This is a genomic window from Novosphingobium sp. (assembly GCF_027486195.1).
Classification (GTDB): domain Bacteria; phylum Pseudomonadota; class Alphaproteobacteria; order Sphingomonadales; family Sphingomonadaceae; genus Novosphingobium.
Window position 1 is genome coordinate 1 of the sequence record NZ_JAIXPP010000091.1, and the last position, 21,596, is coordinate 21,596.

Genomic DNA, 21,596 nt, shown 5'->3' on the forward strand with positions numbered 1-21,596 from the left:
ATCGCAGGGACCTTGGACTTGGTCTTCTGCGGTTCGCGGCCCTTGCGGACCAGCTGGTTGATCGTAGGCATGAAGGACTCTTCACCTTGGTTGCGGGCGCGGCAGGAACCAGGTGAAGCGTCACGGAATATCTCATCCAGCGCCGGGCAAGGCCGATGAAGCCTCGCGCCCGGGCGCTGCATGAGCCGAAAACACTCCACCCGGGGCAAGTCGCCACCGGGTTACTTTGACGGCTTACGGCGTGGACTGGCCAATACCCCCGATTCGGGGGAACGGACCAAACACAAGAGGGACCAGCGAATGACGGAAAACACCGCCTTCGAGGCCCCACTTGCCGCGCACCGGCAATGTTCAGCTCTGTTGAACCGGTGGGCCAAAGGCCGTTCGGGACGGCGGGCCATTAGGCCGGAACCGCCCACCGGTCAAGCAGCAAGCCACCGGCGGGCGGGAACCGGGACCTATTCGGCAGCCTCTGCGAGCGGCATGGACCGACGCAGGATCGGTCCGACTGCGTGATCGAGCGTGGCAAGGGCCACCTGCAACCAATTGTCCATCGCGGCAAGACCTCGTGCCGAGAGCCGCACGAATGTACGCCGACCATCGCGTCCATCGTCCTCGCGTTCGACCAGCCCGCGCGCCTCCAGGATGCGAAGCCAGCGCAGCGCGGTTGTCGGCGGGACATTGGCTCCGATGCAGGCGCTTGTGGTGGGCACCGGCCGGCCTTCCCGCGTGGCGACGTAGAGATCGAGCAGGATGTCCCACGTCGGCTCGCCGAACAGATCGCCGGGCAAGTGACGATCGCGCCGGCGCCGGATCGCGTAAGTTTCCCGCGCAAAGGCAAGCAGCGCTTCGGGGGTGATGCGCGCCGACGATTCGTGCAAGGCCGCAGCGACCGAGGCCGTCGCGTCCGGCACGGCAACACGGTCGGCGTCGCCAAGCGGATCCTGCACGGCCGTGGCCTCGGCAAGGGCGGCAGGACTGGCGCGGCGCAGAACCGCGCGGCGGCGGCCGCGATCATGGCGGCGAATGATGCGCCCGCTCATACGAGCCGCCACGAATGGTAGCGGCCAATGCGGCGCTGGCGCTCCACATGCGCCCCCGTGCCGATTGCCAGCACGATCAGCTGGAACAGAAAAGGCATTTGCGTCATCGTCCAGTAGGCTCGGCGGACCATGTCCACGTCCCAGAGCTTTGCGACATGGCCGAGCACGACGAGGACTTGTGAGGCAGAGACCCACATCGGCCAGCCGCGATTGGCATAGAGCGCAACCCAAAGCAGGGAGAAGAAAGCCCAAGTATCGATCACCAGGTGTCCCGGATTGACCGTGTACCAGGCCGGATCGCCGAACATCATATGATTGCCCACATCCAGCGCGAATGTGGAGAGCAGCACCGTCGCCACCAGTTGTTCGGGTTCATCTCCCTTGCGGGCCGCGAACAACACGGTGGCGATCAGCGCTATGCGAAGTATCCAAAGCCAGATCATTGTGGTGCAAGACCTTCAATGTGCAGACCGGCCTAACATTCAGGCAGCGCGGACCGCGGCCGAGGCAGGTTCATCCTCCTTGAGCTCGGCTCTGGGGGGGCAGGCATCGTTGCCGCCGCAGGTTTCTGCCGAAATCGTGCTGAGGCGGCCGTGGACACGGGCGAGTTCGCCGCCGGCATTAAGCGTGGCCTGCTGGCTCTTGACCAGCCGCATCAGGGCTTCCTGGCCGAGGAAGGGGGCAACGCCGGTGTCGCGGCGGGCGCCGACCATCGTCTGCAGCAGTTGGGCCTGTCGCGCGAGCGCTTCATCCAGCGCGGCTTCGGCCTGATGCAGATCGCGGGCAATCCGAAGCTGCGCCACCGAAAGCGGCATTTCGGGCATGGTTTGGGTAGCAAAAGCGGTCATAACGCAATCTCCGATGCTGGAGCCCTCCCCTGGGCCCACGTTTGCCAATAAGATGGAGAGGTTCGCGTCGAGATCAGCTCGCGAGGATCTGCGACAACTGCGCATACATCGCCAAACCACCCATAACGATCAGGATCAGGAACATGGCCAGGATCGCAATGGTCCCGAGCCGGATATAGGTCCCGTGAGGCCCGTCGAACATCTCCGGGAGGACATGGTGGTAGGGCTCGGCCAATGCCTCACCGCTTTGGAACGCGACCTGAGTCAGCGCTTCCCTGCGGATCGGAGGGCTTTGGTCCCTGTCCGTCCTGTCTTCCCGAATCGGAACGTGCAGGACATCGACCGGCGGCGCGACGTCGGAAAAGTCATATACGGATCGTTCGTATATGGCTGCAACATTGGCAGAATGCGCAGCAAGGCGGCGATAGGCCTGCGCCACCTCGCCGCGCGTCGCAACACCCAGCTTGGCACGCGCCAGCATGATGCGCTGGTCGACGGTGTGATGCGAGATCCCGAGGATGCGCGAAATCTCCTTCGAGGTCTTGTGCTCGATCAGGAGATCGAGAACGGCGCGCTGCTTGTCGGTAAGGGATGTCAGGATTGCTTCGCCATCGTCTGATTCGGCAGGCTTTGAAAGCGCTGCGCCATCCCGGTCCGCGAGCGCGCGAAAAGCAGGCACATCTACCGGTTCGCGCGCCCCCGGCGGAGGCGGCGCTGCAACGCTATGATCGGACTTGCCCATGTTTTCTTGTTACGACCCTGAAATCGCCAATCCGGGGGTAAAAATGGATGAATACCGGCTTGACCGCAAGAACAACTCAACCGCACCAGCAAGCGCCAGCCCAATCACGAGAACTTGACATTGCGAACCCATCCAAAACACCATAGCTCCCTAACATAGGATAAATTTGTTATTAACCTGAGAGAAAGCAAACAATGAGGCCGAGGATGTTCGCGCGGAGAACTGGAAAGGTTCTGGCGACGAGTCGCGCGGCCATGGCGCTTGTTTTCCTGGTCGCGCTTGCCCTTGATCCCGCCGCGCCTGGACGGAACGGCACTGCCATTTACTTCATGCTGGCCGCCTACCTCGCCGGCGCCGCCGGGATGATCATGATCGCCTGGCGCAGCTGGTGGTGGGAATTTCGCCTCGCCCCTTGGGTGCACGGTATCGATACGCTGGCCTTTGTCCTCGCGGTCTACTTCTCGGAGGCGGACAAGGCCGATTTCAACAGTCCGTTCATGGCCCTCACTGCCTTCCTGCTGATCAGCGCCACCTTGCGCTGGGGCTGGTTCGCGGTGGCCTGGACCTCGGTCGCGCTCGTAACCCTAAACGTGGCAATTGGCGCGAGCCTCTTGGTATCCGGGCTGCCGATCGACCCCTATCGCTACGGACGGCGGCTGATGTATCTCGGCGTGCTGTCGATCATGATGGTCTGGCTGAGCGGCGAACAGCGTGGTCCCCGAGCAACCCCGATGCCGCGAACGCCAGGCACGCCTGGTGAGCGGCGCAACGCCATCCTGGTCGAGACGCTCACATTCGCACGGGTCGCGCTGCAGGCGCGCGGGGCAGCGATCGCAGTCCCGCATGGCGAGGAGCCATGGACCGAGTTACTGCGCGATTCCGGTTATGCGGTTATCGTCGACCGGCTGGGGCCCGAAGCGCTCGAAGGCAGCTTCGGCGAGCCTGACCGCGCGGCCCTGATCGATCGAACGCGCGGCCGGCGGATCATCAGCCGCACCAGTTCCTATCCGCTCGCGATCCCCGGCCCTGTCAACGCGCCGCTGGCTGCCCACTGCGGGATAAACGAAGCCATGATCGTCACCTTCGAAACGGCGGCGGGCCCAGGGCAGTTGCTGATCTGGGGCATTCCGGACATGTGCGTGGACGACCTACCACTGGTCGAGACGATCGGCCGCCACCTGAGCACCGAGCTCGACCGCGAGGATCTGGCCGAGCTGGCGCAGGCGGCTTCGGCCGCCGCGCTGCGCGATGCACTGGCGCGCGACCTGCATGACAGCGTGGCGCAGTTCCTGGCCGGCACCCTGTTCCGGCTCGAGGCCCTGTCCCGCTGGATCCGCGAGGGCCATGACCCCACAGCTGAGATCAACGATCTGAAAACGGCGCTCCGGCGCGAACAGGGCGAGCTGCGCGCGATGATCCAGCGGCTGCGGCGCGGCGAGGAGGGCGACCGGCGCACCGACCTCGTCGAGGAAATGGAAACGCTGCTCGGCGAAATGAGCCAGCATTGGCACATTGCAGTCCAGCTCGACGCGCAAGTGCGGCCGATGCCGGTCTCGATCGGCCTCGCCCATGAATTGCGGCAGGTGCTGCGCGAAGCGGTGGCCAATGCCGCGCGTCACGGTCATTGCAGCGAAGTCGTCGTATCGGTGTGCACCGGCGCATCGGGACTGACACTGCGCATTGGTGATGACGGCGAGGGTTTCCCGACCGACCGCCCCCCGCCCCGCCCGCGCTCGATCAGCGAACGGGTCGAGGCTCTGGGCGGAACGCTCTCGATCTGCCATAATCACCCCGGCGCGTTGCTCGAAATCGCCTTGCCCAATAGGATTGCCTGATGATTCCCGTTCTTGTTGCTGATGACCACGGTTTCATTCGTGCTGGTGTGGAAGCCGTGCTGCGTGGCAGCAGGTTCCAGGTGGTCGCCGCGACTGCCAGCGGCGAAGAGACGCTGGCCGCCATCGCCACCCACGATCCCGCGATCGTGCTGCTCGATATCAACATGCCGGGCATGAACGGGGTTCAGGCCCTCGAAGCGCTGCGGTCCAAGGGGGACAAGCGCGCGGTGGTGCTGCTGACCGCCGGGATCAACGACCGCCAGCTGCTCGCGGTGATGCGCGCAGGGGTTGAAGGCATCGTGTACAAGGACGGTGCCGAAGGCGGCCTCGTCGATGTGTTGGACAAAGTGCATTCGGGCGGGAAAGCCATCGATTCCGCGCTGCTGCAGCGCGCACTCGACCTTTCTCTCAGTGCCGATTCCGGCGGCCCGCTCGAACGGCTCAACCAGCGCGAGCGGCGCATCGCAAGGCTCGTCGCGCGCGGGATGCGCAATCGCGATATCGGCACGGAACTGGGCATCGGTGAAGGCACGGTGAAGGTCTACCTTCACGCGATGTACCAGAAGCTGGGCATCGAGAACCGCACCGAGCTGGCGCTGCTCGCGGTCAACGATCCGGGCGAATAGGGTTCGCTCTGCAGCCGGTTCAGGCCGGTTCGAGCACCACGGTGGCCGCAGCGGTATTGCTGATCGGCACGTGATAGTTGCGCATGACCATCGCCTGCGGCGCATCGCCCAGCGCGCCGCGCGCGGCAATCCAGTTGAGAATCTCGACGCCCTGCGTGCCTGCCAGTTCGGCCACTTCCTCCGCCGAATGCGCCGTCAGCGCCGCCGGATCGTCCGCCAGATGATCGAGGCAAAAGCGGTCGTAGTCCGGGTTCATGAAACCGGCGCGAGCGCCTTCAAGCTGGTGCGAAAGGCCGCCGGTACCCATCACCACGATCCGGTCATCACCCTTCCAGCTGCGCAGCGCCCGACCGACCGCCTGCCCGAGGGCAAGGCAGCGCCGCGGCGAGGGCAGCGGAAACTGCACCGTGTTGATCGCAATGGGCACGAGTTTGACCGGCCAGGCTTCGGCATCGGGCCAGGCGAGCTCGAAGGGGATCGACAGCGCGTGGTCGACCATCATCTTCTGGCAGGTGGTAATGTCGAACTCGGCCTCCACCAGCGCCTCGATCAAGTGCCAGGAGAGGTTGGGATGGCCCTCGAAGCTCTTGTAGACGGGCAGGCCCCAGCCCTCATCAGCGTTATCATACCGCGCGGCCGCGCCGACCGCGAACGTGGGCATGGCATCGAGGAAGAAGTTGAGCCCGTGGTCGTTGTAGAACACGACAGCGACATCAGGAGCGACTTCGGCGAGCCACTGGCGGACCGGCGGGAACCCGTCGAAGAAGGGCTTCCAATATGCCGACTGCTGGTCACCGCGCTGGATGGCGCCGCCGATCGCGGGAACGTGGCTGGTAAAATAGCCGCCGACAACCTGGGCCATCACGCATTTTCCCTCTGGCGGGAAGAGGCCGATGGCCGCGACCCGAAATGCAGGCCGCCCAGATCGGGATCGACCCCGGCACGCGCGGCGACGAGCATGGCCTTGAAATCGTCCACGCTGCGGCCGGTCTGCAGCGCACCGAGATCCTGCACGTTGAGCCCGAGGATCCCGGCCAGCTTGGCGAGGTAATAGACGTTCCCGCCGGCATCGAGCATGGCGAGCACATCGCGCGCGGCGACGGCGGCGCGCTGCTCCCCGGTTACGCCATATCTGCGGCAGTAGGCTTCCTCATCCGCGACAAAGGCAGCGCGATTGGCCGCAAGGTTGAACGAATAGCACATTGCATTGAGGGCAAAGCCGCGCATCGCCAGATCGCCATCGAACAGCGCGGTCCCCGGAATGGAGCGGCGCAAGGCGCGGGGGTCGACCGCAGGGCCAGAAGTGCCTTCGGACGGAGCGCTGGATGGTGGCGACATGGGCACTTCTCTTCACGGAAGGCCGGGATGCCCCGGCATCTCCCACCTAGCAGCGCGGACGCGGCGAGGAATTGACCGGGGTCAATCCGCAGGGTGCGATTATGAAATGCGGCCCGATAGGCAGTGTTACGTAACAGACAATGCGGATTGCGCGGCACCGGGCCGGGGCGCACATCCGATGTCATGGCCCTCTCCAACGCCGAGCGGCAGCGCCGCTACCGACAGAATCTGAGAATGCGCGCTTCACCGGACGGCGTGGGTGCGCAGGCGCGCATGGCGGTGGAGCGCGCAGTGCAGGCGCTCTGGGCATTCCATCAGCGTCCGGGGCCGGGCGGGATCGATTGGTCCGCGATCGACGGCTGCACGACGATAGCACAATATCGATCGGAACTGGAGCGAAGCCCGGGCAACCTGATCCAGGCCGCTCGGGCCTTCCTGCCTGATTTTGCCGATCTCTCACCAGAAGAAGCGCGCGCCATTGCCGTGATCATCGAGATTTCCGACGCGTTGCGCCTTGCCCCGCGCCGCGCTGGCCGCGCACCCGAAGCCACCTGACCGGCATTCCCGCAAAATCGGGAAAAGGCTGCATTCCCCATGCCTGATCTGGGGTAAGTCGCGTATCCTCGCGCTAGCCGCCCCCCTTCCGCGTCCGGTCCTGGAGGTACTGTCGCCGCCAGCATTTGCCTCGTTCTAACCGGATTTCAATTTGTTGGCGTTTATTCGGTATTTACCAGGGTCTGAAACAGAATACTGTTAACCTGGGTATGCGCCATTGAGGATGTATTGGCGCTTGCTGGGGTAGTTCCGATGGGTTAGCCGCCGGACGTCAGGAGAAATATGAGCGTCGACCGTCAGTTCATGCGGCTCTTTGCGGCGCGCTATCGCGGCAGCCTCATTCTTGTCGGCATCGCCAGCGTGATGCTCAATGTGCTCGTTTTCGCCGGTTCGGCGTACATGCTGCTTGTTTACGACTCTGTTCTGCCGAGCCGCAGTGTGCCCACCCTGATCGGCCTGTTCGGCATGTTGCTGCTGGTCTATGCGTTCCAGTCGGTGTTCGAGGCGATCCGCGGCGAAGCCCTGCTCGGCATCGCCAACGGCGTGCACGACGACCTGTTCGAGGCGGTGCACTACGCCACCGTCACCCGCCCCCTACGCGCGGGCGCCGACAAGGGCGACGGGCTGCAGTTCACGCGCGACCTCGATTCCATCCACACGTTCCTCGCCGGGCAAGGCCCGGTTGCGCTGATCGATCTGCCGTGGGTGATCACCTTCATGATCGTGCTGTTTGCGCTGCACTGGTGGCTTGGCGTGACGGCGCTGGTCGGCGTGTTCATCATGGCGGGCATCGCGATCATCTCCAATCGCCGCACCCAGGCCGGATCGCGCGAACTGGCGACCATAACCGGACGCCGGTCTGCTGCCGCGCTTTCGGAGATCCGCTTTGCCGAAAGCGCGCTGGCGATGGGCATGCAAGAGCGCTTGGTGGCGCGCACGGCAAGCTGGGAAACCGGCTTTATCGAGGCGCAGTCCTACCTTTCGCGCACGGTCACGCGGCTCGGCGGCGCCAGCAAGGCGTTTCGCATGCTGTTGCAATCACTGATCCTTTCGGTCGGCGCGCTGCTGGTGATCGATGGGCAGGCGAGCGGCGGCGTGATCCTTGCCTCCTCGGTGCTTTCTGGCCGCGCGCTGGCGCCGGTGGACCAGGCCATCGCCAACTGGAAAGGCCTCGTTGCCGCACGCACTGGCTGGGGCCGGATCGCGCAGGCGGTCACCACGTTCCGCAAGCCGCCCGTGCGCGGCGTCACGCTGGAGCGCCCTTCGGCTGAGCTTTCGGTGCGCGACATCTGGGTCGCGCCTCCGGGCACGCAGCGCCTCACGCTGTCCGGGGTCTCGTTCACGCTCACGCCGGGCCAGGTTCTGGCGGTGATCGGCCCCAGCGCCGCCGGCAAGACGACGCTGGTGCGCGCAATCCTGGGCATCTGGAAAGCCAACCGCGGCGAAGTGCGGCTGGATGGGGCGACGCTCGACCAGTGGGATCCGGAAGCGCTGGGCAGCTATTTCGGCTATGTGCCGCAGACGGTCGACCTCGTGGACGGCACGATCGGCCAGAACATCGCGCGCTTCGATCCTGCGGCGACATCGGAAGGCGTCATGGCTGCGGCCAAGGCGGCCGGCATGCATGAAGCGATCCTCGCATTGCCCGATGGCTATGAAACGCCGGTCTCTGCCGGGGCGGTCGAGCTTTCCGCAGGCCAACGCCAGCGAGTCGGCCTCGCCCGCGCGCTCTATGGCGATCCATTTCTCCTCGTGCTCGACGAAGCCAATTCCAATCTCGACGCGGCGGGCGATGCCGCACTGGCCAATGCGATTGCCGGGATGCGCGCGCGCGGCGGCATCGTGATCATGATCACCCACCGCCCGGCCACGCTCGGCCCGGCGACCCACCTTGCCGTGATCAACAGCGGCCGTCTCGCCGATTTCGGCCCGCGCGACGAAGTGCTGCAGCGCATGCAGGCCCAGAACGGCCCCGGCGGCGCGGCGGCGCAGGTCCCGCAGGGCGCGCCCGGTGAGAGCAATTCGGCCAAGGAAGCCACCGCATGACATTGCCCACCACCATTTCCGATCCCGCGCGCCAGTTGCTGCCGGTGTTCGGCGAGGAAGGGGCTGAAAAGGCGAACTCGCCGGTCCTGCTGAAGCGGCTGCTCTATGCGGTCGGCGGTCTGTTCATCGTCCTTTTCGCGCTCGCGGCCCTCGTTCCGATGGGCGGCGCGGTGATCGGCGGCGGCTCTGTCGGCGTGGAATCGCGCGTGAAGCGCATCGCCCACCCGACCGGCGGCGTCATCAAGGCGATCTACGTGCGCAATGGCGAGCACGTGGCGCAGGGCCAGCTGCTCATGCGGCTCGACGACACTGTGACCGGCGCCGACGCGACCTATTCGAACCTCACGGTCGAGCAGCTGCTGGCGCAGAAAGCGCGGCTGGAGGCGGAACGGCTCGGCTCTGGCAAGTTGCTGTTCCCTCCCCAACTGACGAACTCGAAAAGCACCAGCGCAGCGAAGGCCATGGCCGACGAGGCGCGGCTTTTCGCGATCCGTCAGACCGAGGAAGCAGGGCTGCGCTCCCAGCTTGCCGCGCGGGTGCTGCAATACAACGAGGAAATCCACGGGCTGGAATCCCAGATTTCCGCGCTCAAGCAGCAACGCAAGCTGATCGAGCCCGAACGGCAGGGCGTCAAGGACCTGTGGGACAAGCAGCTCGTCACGATCAACCGCCTGAACCAGCTGGAGCGCACGGCGGTCGATCTGGATGGCAATGTCGGCTCGCTCCAGGCACAGATCGCGCAGGCCCGTGCGAAGATCACCGAAGCGCAGGAACAATCGATCCAGCTCGGCCAGACGCGGCGCGTGCAGGCAGGCACCGATCTCGCGCAGGTCAACACGGTGCTCAACCAGCAGCAGCTGCGCAGCGTGGCCGCATCCGACCAGCAGGACCGCAGCGAGATCCGCGCGCCCTACACCGGGGTGATCGAGAAGATCGCGTTCGCCGCGATCGGTGATGTGGTGCGCCCGGCTGAACCCATCATGGAAATCGTGCCCGATCGCGATACGTTCGTGGTGGAGGCGATGATCAGCCCTTCGGACATCGACCAGACCATGAAGGGGCAGACCGCCCGCGTCCGCTTCACATCGTTCAACCGGCCGACCACGCCGGAAATCCTCGGCAAGGTCACTTATGTGGCAACCGACCGCACCGAGAACCCGGAATCGCGGCAGGCCTACTACGTGGTGCGGATCGAGGTGGACCTGGCCGCGGTGAAGAAGGAAGGCCTCGCGCTGCGAAGCGGCATGCCTGCTGAAGTCTACATCGAAACCGGCAACCGGTCGCTGCTGTCCTACCTCACGAAGCCGTTCATGGACCAGTTCATGCGCGCGTTCCGCGACAACTGAGAGGCATGGCGATGATACCTGCCCTGCCCTTGCGCGCCGCGCTCCTGGCCGCGTGTGCTGCCAGCGCCGCGTGTGCTGCGCTGGCTCCCGCTTTCGCAGAGGATGCGGCGCTGCCTGCACCGCCCATGCAGGGCCCGCCCGATAGCGGCGCGCCGGCGGGCAGCTATGGCACCGACGATCCCGACAGCGGACGCGACGGGGGCGACATCAGGGCTGACGGGGGGGCGGACAGCGCCGACGACAGCGCAATTCCGGAGGCAGACCGCATCGCGTTGCGACCCGAGCTGCCGGCAGAAACCCCCGCCGATGTAGCTGAGCGCGCGACGAGCGGAGCGCCGATCACATCGCTGACCGATGCGCTGCGGCTTGCCTATTGGACCTCGCCCTTGCTGCTGGCGCAGCGCTCGACGGTAAAAAGCTACGATTACCGCATCGCGCAGGCGCGGGCGAACTACGGCCCCAAGCTGAACTACAGCCTTGCCACCACCTTCCAGAGCGACCGGTTCGAGCAGCGGCGCGGCCTGCCGGTTGCCTTGTCTGGCTGGACCACAGCCGCTTCCGCCGTGCTGACACAGCCGATCTTCACCTTCGGCCGCAATGCCTCGCAGGAGCGCAACTCGGCCGCGCAGTTGGAGTTCCAGCGGCAGGTGCTCCGCTCGACCGAGCAACAGGCCCTGCTCGATGCCATCACGAGCTATATCGGCGTGCTGCGGGATCGGGCGGCGGTGCTGATCGCCAAGGACAACCTTGCGGCGCTGGAACGCCAGTTGAATGACAACAAGGCGCGGCTCGCGGTGCGCGAAGTGACCGCGACGGACGTCCAGCAGATTTCCACCCGCGTCGCGCTGGGGCAGGCCCAGGTCTATTCGGCGCAGCGCGATGCTGCCTCCAGCGAGGCGAGCTTCCTGCGCATGGTCGGCGTGCCCGCGGGCGATCTGGTCCCGCCCAATCCGCTCCAGCTGCCGGTGCGGCAACTGGAGGAAGCCTATGCCTATTCGGAAATGCACAGCCCGGTGATCCTTGCGGCACAAGCGCGCGAGAAAGTCTCACGCGCCAGCGTGGCGGCGGCCAAGTCCGATCTCATGCCGCGCATCGATTTCCAGGGCAGCGCAAGCTACGGTTCGCAGAGCGCCTATAGCGACGATTTGCGGCAGCGGGGCCTGCGCGGGCAGTTCATCATTTCAGGGCCGATCTTCGAAAGCGGGTTGCGCCGCGCGCGGGTGAGCGAAGCCATGGCGGCAAACGATGCCGACTGGCGCCTGCTCGATGCGTCGCTGCGGGAAAGCCGGGCGACCCTCGCCGCATCTTGGAACGACTGGCAGGCACAGCAAGCGGCTATCGCCAGCTACCGCGCGGCAGAAGAATCCGCGCGCAAGGCCTATGAAGGCGCGATCCTCCAGCAGCGCGCGGGCCTCATCACCACGCTCGACATGCTGGACCTCGCGCGTGAAATGCTGGTGGCGCGAAGCAATTCGAACACCGCGATTGCCAACGCCTACATCGCCAAGGCCCGCGTGCTGGCAGCGGCCGGCGCACTCGAGCAATCGTGGCTGATGCCCGATGCCGCGCGCTATGACGTGGACCGGCATCTAGGCAAGGTGAAGCACAACGGCGATGTGCCGATCTACACGCCGATCGCGCGCGCGATCGAGAACGCAGGCGCAATCGGCAGCACGGCAACACGCCCGGTGCGCGATCCGGCAGGTGCGCGCACGGCGGCGCCGATCGTGATCCAGCCGGCGGACAAGCTGGTGGAACCGGCCCCCTCACCCACCGCTCCGGCGCCCGCTGGCGCTCTGGCAAATCCGCCGAAATGAGCGGGTGCTTCCACCAGGGGCCGGTCGCCTGAAAATAACTCTCGCTTGTATCCGGCGGCAGGAGTAGCGGCGCGCCGATGGACCACAACGCGATTCAGGATGGCGCGCCTGCAGGCGGTGAGCCCGTTTCCGGCCCGGCCGTTGCAGGGGCTGGGGCAGTTGCAGGGGCCGCAGCCCCAGCCGATGCCCCCGCAGGGCATGGCGAGCAGCACCCGGATGAGCAAGGCCACGGTCACCAGCGCGAAGGTCTTTCCACGCTGGCCGTCGGCGCGATCGGTGTGGTTTTCGGCGATATCGGCACCTCACCGCTCTATTCGTTCAAGGAAACCTTTGTCGGCCACCACATCATGAAGGTGGACCAGTTGCATGTGTTCGGTGTGCTCAGCATCGTGTTCTGGACAATGATCGTCATCGTGACGGTGAAGTATCTGTTCCTCGTGCTGCGCGCCGACAACAAGGGCGAAGGTGGCAGCCTGGCCCTGCTCGCGCTCGTCAGCCGCTGCCTGTCGGACCGGCGCTGGACATATGTCATGTCGGTGTTCGGGCTCACGGCAACGGCATTGTTCTTCGGCGATGCGATGATCACGCCGGCGGTTTCGGTGCTGTCTGCGGTCGAGGGCCTGACCGTGGTCCACCCCGGCTTCGAGCATCTGGTCCTGCCGATCTCGATCGCGATCCTGATCGGCCTGTTCGCCATCCAGTCGCGGGGCACTGCGGCGATGGGCAAACTGTTCGGCCCGGTGATGATGTTATATTTTCTGACCATCGCCGTGCTGGGCGTGGTCGGGATCATGGAAGCGCCGAATATCCTTTGGGCGCTCAACCCCATGTACGCGGTGCTCTTCTTCGCCGACGACCCACTGATGGCCTACCTTGCGCTGGGTTCGATTGTGCTGGCGGTGACGGGAGCCGAAGCGCTCTATGCCGATATGGGCCACTTCGGCCGGCCTGCAATCATGGCGGCGTGGCTGTGCCTCGCCTTCCCGTGCCTGTTGCTGAACTATCTCGGGCAGGCAGCGATGATCATGAACCGGCCGGAAACGGTGGCCAATCCGTTCTTCATGCTCGCCCCCGATGCTCTGCGCCTGCCGCTGGTGCTGCTCGCAACAGCCGCGACGGTGATTGCCAGCCAGGCGGTGATTTCCGGCGCGTTCTCGGTCTCGCAGCAGGCGGTGCAGCTGGGCTATCTGCCGCGCATCCGCATCCGCCACACGAGCGCGAGCGCAGCCGGGCAGATCTACGTACCGATCGTCAACTGGACGCTGCTGGCGCTGGTGGTGATGCTGGTGCTGGGCTTCCGCACTTCGGGCAACCTCGCCTCGGCATACGGCATCGCCAACACCGGCACGATGTTCATAACCTCGTGCATGTTCGGCGTGCTGGCCTTCCAGGTCTGGAAGTGGCCCGCGCCGATCGCGGGGTTCTTCACCTGCCTGTTCCTGCTGGTGGACGGCGCCTACTTCTCCTCGAACATGACCAAGATTCCCGATGGCGGCTGGTTCCCGCTGTTGGGCGCAAGCATCACCTTCACCATGCTGAGCACGTGGTCGACCGGCCGCCGCATCATGCGCGAGCGGCTGGCCGAGGATTCGATGCCGTTCGACATCTTCCTCGGTTCGGTCTGCCCGAAAGTGCGGCGCGTGGCCGGCACTTCGGTGTTCCTCGCCTCCAACGCGGAAGGCATTCCGCCCGCGCTGCTCCACAACCTCAAGCACAACCACATCCTGCATGATCGGGTGGTGGTGCTGACGGTGGAGACGCAGAACGTGCCCCACGTGCCGCCCGAAAAGCGGCGCGAGGTGGAAGACCTCGGCTACGGGTTCTTCCGCATGATCATCCGTATCGGCTTCATGGACGAGGCCAATGTGCCCGCCGAGCTGGCCGCCGAAACGCGCGCTGGCGGGGCGTTCAAGCCGATGGAGACGAGCTATTTCCTCGCCCGTCAGACGCTGATCGCCTCGAAGCGCCCGGGCATGGCGATCTGGCGCGAAAAGCTTTTCGCATGGATGGTGCGCAATGCGGAAAGCGCGATGGTGTTCTTCCGCCTGCCGACCAACCGCGTGATCGAACTCGGCAGCCAGCTGGAGATTTAGACCCCCCGTTCTCGTCATTGCGAGCGTAGCGAAGCAATCCAGAGCGCCGCGCAACGCGCTCTGGATTGCTTCGCTACGCTCGCAATGACGAAGTGGGTGTTTTGCCCAACTCCACCACCTGATCAGCCAGCCGGGCAACATCGGCGCGGTCATGGCTGACGAGGAGGATTGGCAGCGCAAGCTCGGTGCGAATGCGCCCTATCACCGCAATGATCGCCTCACGCCGCGCATCGTCGAGCGCGGTGAGCGGTTCGTCCATCAGCAGGAAGCGCGGGCCCGAAAGCAGCGCCCGCCCGATGGCAACGCGCTGCGCCTCGCCGCCTGAAAGCGTACGCGGGCGGCGGCCGAGCAGCGGGGCGATGTCGAGGAACGCCGCGGCTTCGTCGAGGCCGAGGAAGCGGCGCTCGGACGGCGCGAGCTTGTAACCATAGAGCAGGTTGTCGCGCACGCGATGGTGCGGAAAGAGGCGCAAGTCCTGAAACACCATGCCGCAGGCGCGCTGTTCGGGCGGAAGGTTAACACCCTGCGCGCTGTCAAAAAGAACGGTGCTGCCGACCGCGATCCGTCCGGCCGAAGGGCGCAACAAGCCGGCGATCGCTTCCAGCACGCTCGACTTGCCCACGCCTGACGGCCCCACCAGCGCGGTGATCCCTGTCGGCGCGGTGAAGCGGCAGGCAATCGTGCGCTCCCCCCGCTGCAGCGTTACATCAACATCAAAGGACATGGCCGCCCCTGCCGCTACCCGAAGCGCGGCTGAGCGCTTCGGAGGCGACCAGCGCCGCCAGCGAGAGCGCCACGGCCATCAGCGCCAGCCGCCAGACCGCACTCTCGCCTTCGGGCAGCTGGAGCGCGGCATAGATCGCCAGCGGCAGGGTGCGGGTTTCCTCCGGAATGTTGGAGACAAAGGTGATCGTTGCGCCGAACTCCCCGAGCGAGCGGGCGAAGCCGAGCACCGCGCCCGCCAGCACGCCCGGCGCAGCAAGCGGCAGCGTGATCGTGGCGAAGGTGCGCCAGCGCCCCGCACCCAGCGTGCGCGCGGCCTGTTCGAGCCGGGGATCGACGGCTTCGAGACTGAGCCGGATCGCGCGCACCATCAGCGGCAGCGCCATCACGGCAGCAGCGATGGCCGCGCCGGTCCAGCGGAACAGCACCGTGACGCCGAACAGGGCAAGCAGCCGCCCTCCCGGTCCTTCCGGCGCAAAGGCGATCAGCAGTAGCCAGCCAATCACCACTGGCGGCAGCACAAGCGGCAGGTGAACAATGCCATCGAGCAGGATCTTGCCCGGAAAACGCAGCCGCGCGAGCGCCCAGGCGAGGCCGAATGCCAGCGGCAGCGCGCCGGCAATCGCAGCGAGGCTGACCTGCAGCGAGAGCAGGACGATGCCCCATTCCTCGGCGGTCATGCCCATGCCAGACCCATCGCCGCTCAGCGCGTGCCGAAGCCGTAGCGGCCGAGGATGCCCTTGCCCTCCGCCGAAACGAGAAAGCGGCGGAAGCCCTCTGCCTCGGGATTGGACGAGGCGACGAGGCGGGCGAGCGGATAGACGATCGGCCGGTGCATGTTCGCCGGAATCCAGCCTGTCACGCGGACAGCTCCGTCAGCCCGCGCATCCGTGGCATAGACGATGCCGAGCGGAGCCGCCCCGCGCGCGACCAGCGCCAGCGCCGCCCGCACATTCTCTGCACGGGCCAGGCTGCCCTCGACGCTCGGCCAGACCTTGAGCCGGGTCAGCGCTTCCTTGGCATAGCGGCCAGCGGGGACCGCATCGGGATCAGCGAGCGCGAGCCGCCCGCCGCCGAGCGCGGCCGCAAGCGGAAAGCCGGGCCTTACCGCAAGGCTCACGCGGCTCTTGGCCGGGGCGACGATGACGAGGCGGTTGGTGAGCAGATCGGTACGGGTTGCGGAAACGATCAGATTGCGCGCGGCAACATAATCCATCCACTCCTCATCTGCGGAGAAGAAGAGGTCGGCCGGGGCCTTGGCCGCGATCTGGCGCGCGAGCGCGGACGATGCTGCAAACGACAGGACGGGCCGCGGGTGCCCCTTTTTTGCCCAGCTGTCCGCAGCCGCTGTCAGCGCTTCCTGCAGACTGGAGGCCGCCAGCACGAGTGGGCCGCGCGCTTGGGCATGCGCCGGAGAGACCTGCGCCGTGATCAGGAGCAGGCACAGGGCAAGGCCATGGCGAAGACGGCGTAGCAGAGACGGCAAGGACAGCTCCAATCAGCTATATACCGGGATATACAACCCCGCACCAAATTGCCTAGAGCGAATTCGGCGCCTATGCTTCCCGCGATGGGCGGTCTCCTGCGCTGTCATATCCGTTTCACCGTCTCAGCCGAAGGCCCGCCGATGCACCGTCTCCGCCCCCTCATCTCCCGCCCGTTTCTGGCGGCATCCGCCCTTGCGGCGCTGGCGGCATCCCCTGCCTCGGCGCAGGGCGGTGCGGAATCGATCTGGCACAGCGCGGGCACGGTCGCGCCAGTCGATGCGGCGCGTGAGCCGGTCTATGGGCAGCCCGCGAGCGATTTCAGCGTGATCGTATGGCTCGATCCCGAATGCCCCTACTGCAAGATGCTGGGGCGGACGCCGGAAAAGGTCGTCGATGCCAGCGGCGGCCGGGTGAACCTCGTGGTGCGCCTCCTGCCGCTGCCCATGCATGGGCGGGCAGCATTCGTTGCGTCGGCAACGGCCATCTGCGTGAGCCGGCAGACGCCTCCGGCTGGCTACTACCGGTTTCTTGATCGCTACATGGAGCTGACGCGGACCAACGGTGCCGGTCTTCCCGAAACCACGGGCGCAAGTGTCGAAGCCCTCGCTCGGGAAGCGGGCGTGAGCGACATGGCCGCGCTCGATGCCTGCGTCCATGCGCAGGATACGGTTCAGGCGTTGGGCCAGGAATTCAACGCCGCCAATGCCGCCGGGGTGACTGGCACACCCGCCATCGTGGTGCGCGACAACCGCTCGGGCAAGCTCGCCATGACCGAGGGCGCGATCCCTGCGTCCGAGATCACCGGTGTGATCCGCGCACTGGGCGCGAACGGGGCGGATTGAAAAACGGCGGCGGAAGCCGAAGCTGCCGCCGCCAGGAGAGGGGTGTAACGCTCGCCTGCAGCGCAGAAGCGTGATGCCCCGCTATAGCGCTGCAGCGCTGAATTTTTGATGAATTGGCCAATCCGGCTGAAATTGCACGCGTGGGCGTCGCGATAGCTGCGCTCCCCCAACAAATCCTGCTATGAACGCAACACCCGCGGCGGCAAACCCGCCCGCACCTGCCCTTGTTGCGGAAAGGTGCGTTTTCGGCCAAGTTTCAGTGCGAAGCAGCGCCGGGGATGGGGTAACAAGGTGCGCGTGTTGGGAAAGGATCTGTCACTCGCCGCGCATGGTCGTCGGCTCGCTGCGGGCAGACCGTGCGACGCGCTGCGCAAGGCGCGATAATCCGTGTCTGATTCCGGCAACTTCCTTACCTTTCCTGCTGATGGTGCCGGCCAAGAAGCAGCGGGCAGGCCCAATCCGGCTGGCTTTGCGGAATACGCGGGCGATCCCTCTTCCGCTCTCATGGCGATCCTGCGCAGCGAAGCCGGTATGGCCGAAGAAGCGCTCGCCCGCGCGCGGCTGGTGCAGACTGAAACCGGCGAAACGCTTGAAAAGATCGTCACCCGGCTCGGCCTGATCTCGGAGGATGCGCTGGCCGGGGCGCTCGCCCGCACGCTGGGGCTGCCGCTGGTCGATGCCGCGAGCTTCCCGGAGGAAACTGCAACCGTTCCCGAGGTTTCGGCCCCGTTCCTGCGCGACCGCCGCGTCTTGCCACTCGGCCTCAACGGGGCGGTCGTGGTGGTCGCCATGGCCAACCCGCTCGACCGTGAGGCGGTGGAGGGCATTGCCTTTGCTACCGGGCGACGGGTGGAGCGCTGCGTTGCGCGCGGCGGCGATATCGATGCCGCAATCGACCGGCTCTACCGCACTGATGGCGCGGCCGAGGTGGAAGACGAAGTCGACGAGGGCGATCTCGAGCGGCTGAAGGACCTGGTGAGCGACGCGCCGGTGATCCGCGCGGTGAACCGCCTGATCGCCGATGCCGTCGATGCCCGCGCGTCCGACATTCATCTGGAGCCGACCGAAGACCGCCTCGCCGTGCGCTTCCGCATCGACGGCCTGCTGCGCGATATGGCGCCCAAGCCCCCCGCGATGCGCGCGCCCGTTGTCAGCCGGATCAAGGTCATGGCGGGGCTCAACATCGCCGAGCGGCGGTTGCCCCAGGACGGCCGCTTGCGCCTCACCGTACGCGGGCACGAGATCGACCTGCGCGTCGCGACTGCGCCCTCGATCCATGGCGAGAGCGTGGTCATGCGCATTCTCGACCGGGCGAACCTTGCGCTCGATCCGAAGTCGCTGGGCTTCGATGCCGATCTCGAAGCGCAATTCCTCGCCGCGCTGGCCCAGCCGCACGGCATCATGCTGGTGACCGGGCCGACCGGCTCCGGCAAGACGACCACGCTCTACGCCGCGCTCGCGCATCTCAACGCGCCCGAACGCAAGCTGATGACGATCGAGGACCCGATCGAATACCGCCTCTCGGGCGTGGTGCAGAGCCAGATCAATCCGGTGATCGGCTATACGTTCTCCTACGCTTTGCGCTCGTTCCTGCGGCAGGACCCGGACGTGATGATGGTCGGCGAGATTCGCGATCCGGAGACCGCGCAGATCGCGGTGCAGGCCGCGCTCACCGGCCACATGATCCTTTCCACGCTGCATACGAACACCGCAGCGGGCGCAGTCACCCGCCTGCTCGACATGGGGGTCGAACCGTTCCTGCTCTCCTCGGTGCTCACCGGCGTGCTCGCGCAGCGGTTGGTGCGGCGGCTCTGCCCGCATTGCCGCGAACCTTATGTGGCGGACCCGGCGCTGCTCGAGCGGCTGGGGATCACGGTGCAGGCCACTGAACGCCATACTTTCTACCGCCCGGTCGGCTGCCCGCAATGCAAGGGTTCGGGCTATGCCGGGCGCACGGCGGTGTTCGAATTCATCCGTATCGATCGCGAGATGGCCGGGCTGATCCTCCACCGCGCCGATACCCGCACGATTGCCGCCGCGGCTGCCCGCGCCGGGGCCAGCACCTTGCGCGCCGATGGCATTGCCAAGGCCCGGACCGGCCTCACCGCGCTTGAAGAAGTGCTCCGTGTCGCGAGCGAGGACTGAGCGGCATGGCGACTTTCCAGTACCGGGCGCTCGCCGCGAACGGGGCGGCCGTTTCCGGCCAGATCGAGGCAGCGAACCGCGATGACGCCATCGCGGCGATGCGCAAGTCCGGCATGCGCCCGATCGAGATTGCCGAGCCGAAGCCGGGCGCAGCAGCCCTGCGCCAGCGCCGCGGCAAAGCGCCTGCCCGACTTGTCACCAATGTCCTTGCCGAACTCGGCGTGCTGCTGCAGGCGGGCCTCCCGCTGGATCGGGCGCTGGCCATCGCGGTCGAGAATGTCGATCACCCCGCCCTGCGCGCGCGTCTTGGCGAGGTGCTGGCGGCGGTGCGCGAAGGCAGGCCCCTGTCCGCCGCGCTCGCGGCGCATCCCGATCTCTTCCCCGCCCTCGCCCCCGCGATGACCGAGGCGGGCGAGGCTAACGGCAAGCTGGGCGAAGCGCTGTCGCGGCTCGCACAGATGCTTGAGCAAGCCGATGAACAGCGCCGCCAGATCACCTCGGCGATGACCTATCCCGCCGTGCTCGCAGTGATCGCGCTGGGCGTCATCCTGCTCATGCTGCTGTTCGTGGTGCCACAGTTCGAGGGGCTGTTCGCTTCCGCGCCGCCGGGCAAGCTGCCCGCCGCATCGCTCTTCGTCATGGGCGCGAGCCGGTTCGTGCGCGCCAACGGCCTGATCATCCTTGCCGTGCTGGGGGGCGCAGGCCTGGCCGCGCGGGCGGCACTGGCCCGGCTGGGCGGCAAGGCCTGGCTCGACCGCGTGATCCTCGGCGTGCCGCAGATCGGCATCCTGATCCGCCATATCGAAACCGTGCGCTTTGCCCGCAGCCTTGGCGCGTTGATCGAAGGCGGCGTGCCGCTGCCGAATGCGCTCGCGCTGGCCCGCCGCACCGTCGGCAACCGCCACATGAACGCCGGGATCGGCGAGGTGGCCGATATCGTGCGGCAGGGCGGCGGGCTTGCCGCGCCGCTGGCCGAGCGGCGCGTGCTCCCCGTGATGGCCCTGAGCTTCATCCGCACCGGTGAGGAGACTTCGCAACTCGGCCCGATGCTGGCGCGGCTGAGTACGGTGCTCGACCGCGATGTGAAAGAGCGGCTGGAGCGGGTGATCGCGGTGGCAACGCCGGTCGTCATCGTCTCGCTCGGCGTGCTGGTCGCGGCCATGGTGGCCTCGATCCTCTCGGCGATCCTCGGTTTCAATGATCTGGCGGTGGCACAATGAAAACGCGCAACAGGATCCCCGTCCGCAATGGCTTCACCCTGCTGGAACTGCTGGTGGTGCTCGCCATTCTCGGCCTGCTCTATGCGATCGTCGGCCCGCAGGTGATTAGATACCTGTCGAGCTCGAGAAGCGAGACAGCGTCGGTGCAGGTCAAGAATGTCGATGCGGCGCTTAAGCTGCTGCGGCTCGATGCCGGGCGCTATCCCACGGGGCAGGAGGGGCTGCAGGCGCTTGTCACCCAGCCGCCGGGTATGACGGCGTGGCGCGGGCCTTATCTGCCCGGCAGCGCCGCGCTCACCGATCCCTGGGGCAATCCCTATCGCTATGCCAATCCCGGCAAGCATGGCGAGATCGACGTCTACACGCTGGGTTCGGACAATGCCGAAGGCGGCATGGGTGAGGCCAAGGACCTCGGCAACTGGTAGGCCATGCCCCGCGCCGCCACCCCTCCCCGCACCCGTCATGCCGAGAGCGGCTTCACGCTGCTCGAGATGCTCGTGGTGCTGGCGATCACCGGGCTGATCGCGGGGCTGCTCTATCCGCGGCTCTCCACCGCGCGATTTGCCGTGGGCCAGCGCCTTGCGCGCGAGCAGATGGCAGCGGCAGTGGAAGCCGCAAGCGCCGCCGCGCTGCGCAGCGGCGCGCCGGTATCGCTCAGCGCGGATCCGGCCGCCGGGGCGCTGGTGATAGCAGGCACGCGGCGGATCACGGTCGATCCCGCGCGCCAGCTGAGGCTGGATCTTCGGCCGCGGACGATCACGTTCCATCCCGATGGCAGCACCACCGGCGGGCGACTGACGCTCGGTACCGGGCGCGATGCCACCGCCATCGAAGTCTCGCGCACGGGCAGGCAATCGCTGGCGGCTGCGCCAGCCGGAAGCGGAGACTGA

Annotated in this window: 21 protein-coding genes and 1 pseudogene; 12 read left to right on the plus strand and 10 right to left on the minus strand. The window is 66.3% G+C overall.

Annotated elements, in window-relative coordinates; genetic code table 11:
- The 5 genes and pseudogenes from Q0071_RS16500 to Q0071_RS16520 form a co-directional block, all read right to left on the minus strand.
- Positions 1-182: pseudogene (locus tag Q0071_RS16500) on the minus strand (hypothetical protein); the annotation flags it as partial.
- Between the two features lie 276 nt (positions 183-458).
- Positions 459-1,043, minus strand: coding sequence for a winged helix DNA-binding protein (locus Q0071_RS16505; protein ID WP_298171919.1), 585 nt, complete (start codon positions 1,041-1,043; stop codon positions 459-461).
- Positions 1,040-1,486 (minus strand): hypothetical protein, encoded by a 447-nt coding sequence (locus Q0071_RS16510; RefSeq protein ID WP_298171922.1) that lies wholly within the window; start codon positions 1,484-1,486, stop codon positions 1,040-1,042. The genes Q0071_RS16505 and Q0071_RS16510 overlap by 4 nt, the downstream gene beginning before the upstream one ends.
- Before the next feature lie 39 nt (positions 1,487-1,525).
- Positions 1,526-1,891, minus strand: a complete 366-nt coding sequence (locus Q0071_RS16515; RefSeq protein WP_298171925.1) for a hypothetical protein — start codon at positions 1,889-1,891, stop codon at positions 1,526-1,528.
- Positions 1,892-1,964: 73 nt separating this feature from the next.
- Complete coding sequence (locus Q0071_RS16520; protein WP_298171927.1) at positions 1,965-2,633, minus strand: helix-turn-helix transcriptional regulator; 669 nt, start codon at positions 2,631-2,633, stop codon at positions 1,965-1,967.
- A 329-nt stretch (positions 2,634-2,962) separates the two neighbouring features.
- Between Q0071_RS16520 and Q0071_RS16525 the strand changes: the two genes are divergently transcribed.
- Positions 2,963-4,468: a histidine kinase gene (locus Q0071_RS16525; protein WP_298171930.1), complete on the plus strand. Its 1,506-nt coding sequence runs from the start codon at positions 2,963-2,965 to the stop codon at positions 4,466-4,468.
- Positions 4,468-5,094 carry a response regulator transcription factor gene (locus Q0071_RS16530; RefSeq protein WP_298171933.1) on the plus strand — a complete coding sequence of 209 codons (627 nt, stop codon included), beginning with the start codon at positions 4,468-4,470 and terminating at the stop codon, positions 5,092-5,094. Before Q0071_RS16525 ends, Q0071_RS16530 begins: the two co-directional genes overlap by 1 nt.
- Before the next feature lie 19 nt (positions 5,095-5,113).
- On the opposite strand, the gene Q0071_RS16535 is transcribed toward Q0071_RS16530, so the two are convergent.
- Positions 5,114-5,956 carry a class III extradiol dioxygenase family protein gene (locus tag Q0071_RS16535; RefSeq protein WP_298171936.1) on the minus strand — a complete coding sequence of 281 codons (843 nt, stop codon included), beginning with the start codon at positions 5,954-5,956 and terminating at the stop codon, positions 5,114-5,116.
- Entirely contained in the window at positions 5,956-6,432 is a 477-nt protein-coding gene (locus Q0071_RS16540) for a protocatechuate 4,5-dioxygenase subunit alpha (RefSeq protein ID WP_298171939.1), read from the minus strand. The genes Q0071_RS16535 and Q0071_RS16540 overlap by 1 nt, the downstream gene beginning before the upstream one ends.
- 183 nt (positions 6,433-6,615) lie before the next feature.
- On the opposite strand from Q0071_RS16540, the gene Q0071_RS16545 reads away from it, so the two are divergent.
- The 5 genes from Q0071_RS16545 to Q0071_RS16565 all read left to right on the plus strand — a co-directional run bounded on the left by Q0071_RS16545 (position 6,616) and on the right by Q0071_RS16565 (position 14,289).
- The gene (locus Q0071_RS16545) at positions 6,616-6,987 is read left to right on the plus strand and encodes a hypothetical protein (protein ID WP_298171942.1); all 372 of its coding nucleotides are present in this window, start codon (positions 6,616-6,618) and stop codon (positions 6,985-6,987) included.
- Between the two features lie 282 nt (positions 6,988-7,269).
- Positions 7,270-9,033 (plus strand): type I secretion system permease/ATPase, encoded by a 1,764-nt coding sequence (locus Q0071_RS16550; protein ID WP_298171945.1) that lies wholly within the window; start codon positions 7,270-7,272, stop codon positions 9,031-9,033.
- Complete coding sequence (locus Q0071_RS16555) at positions 9,030-10,379, plus strand: HlyD family type I secretion periplasmic adaptor subunit (protein ID WP_298171948.1); 1,350 nt, start codon at positions 9,030-9,032, stop codon at positions 10,377-10,379. The genes Q0071_RS16550 and Q0071_RS16555 overlap by 4 nt, the downstream gene beginning before the upstream one ends.
- A gap of 11 nt (positions 10,380-10,390) precedes the next feature.
- Complete coding sequence (locus tag Q0071_RS16560; protein WP_298171951.1) at positions 10,391-12,196, plus strand: TolC family protein; 1,806 nt, start codon at positions 10,391-10,393, stop codon at positions 12,194-12,196.
- 77 nt (positions 12,197-12,273) lie between these two features.
- A complete protein-coding gene (locus tag Q0071_RS16565) occupies positions 12,274-14,289 on the plus strand; it encodes a potassium transporter Kup (protein ID WP_298171954.1) in 2,016 nt (671 codons plus the stop codon).
- Positions 14,290-14,362: 73 nt separating this feature from the next.
- Here Q0071_RS16565 and Q0071_RS16570 read toward each other — a convergent pair whose 3' ends face one another.
- The 3 genes from Q0071_RS16570 to modA are packed head-to-tail and all read right to left on the minus strand — an operon-like array spanning position 14,363 to position 16,489.
- Positions 14,363-15,013, minus strand: coding sequence for an ATP-binding cassette domain-containing protein (locus Q0071_RS16570; protein WP_298171959.1), 651 nt, complete (start codon positions 15,011-15,013; stop codon positions 14,363-14,365).
- A complete protein-coding gene (gene modB / locus Q0071_RS16575; RefSeq protein WP_298172035.1) occupies positions 15,003-15,692 on the minus strand; it encodes a molybdate ABC transporter permease subunit in 690 nt (229 codons plus the stop codon). The genes Q0071_RS16570 and modB overlap by 11 nt, the downstream gene beginning before the upstream one ends.
- A gap of 23 nt (positions 15,693-15,715) precedes the next feature.
- Positions 15,716-16,489: a molybdate ABC transporter substrate-binding protein gene (modA, locus tag Q0071_RS16580; RefSeq protein ID WP_298172038.1), complete on the minus strand. Its 774-nt coding sequence runs from the start codon at positions 16,487-16,489 to the stop codon at positions 15,716-15,718.
- 93 nt (positions 16,490-16,582) lie between these two features.
- Between modA and Q0071_RS16585 the strand changes: the two genes are divergently transcribed.
- The 5 genes from Q0071_RS16585 (at position 16,583) to Q0071_RS16605 (ending at position 21,596) form a co-directional block, all read left to right on the plus strand.
- Complete coding sequence (locus tag Q0071_RS16585) at positions 16,583-17,341, plus strand: thioredoxin domain-containing protein (RefSeq protein ID WP_298171962.1); 759 nt, start codon at positions 16,583-16,585, stop codon at positions 17,339-17,341.
- Positions 17,342-17,728: 387 nt separating this feature from the next.
- Complete coding sequence (locus tag Q0071_RS16590; RefSeq protein WP_298171965.1) at positions 17,729-19,486, plus strand: ATPase, T2SS/T4P/T4SS family; 1,758 nt, start codon at positions 17,729-17,731, stop codon at positions 19,484-19,486.
- Positions 19,487-19,491: 5 nt separating this feature from the next.
- Positions 19,492-20,706, plus strand: coding sequence for a type II secretion system F family protein (locus Q0071_RS16595; RefSeq protein ID WP_298171968.1), 1,215 nt, complete (start codon positions 19,492-19,494; stop codon positions 20,704-20,706).
- Positions 20,703-21,131 (plus strand): type II secretion system major pseudopilin GspG, encoded by a 429-nt coding sequence (gene gspG, locus Q0071_RS16600; RefSeq protein WP_298171972.1) that lies wholly within the window; start codon positions 20,703-20,705, stop codon positions 21,129-21,131. The genes Q0071_RS16595 and gspG overlap by 4 nt, the downstream gene beginning before the upstream one ends.
- Positions 21,132-21,134: 3 nt before the next feature.
- Positions 21,135-21,596 (plus strand): GspH/FimT family pseudopilin, encoded by a 462-nt coding sequence (locus tag Q0071_RS16605; RefSeq protein WP_298171975.1) that lies wholly within the window; start codon positions 21,135-21,137, stop codon positions 21,594-21,596.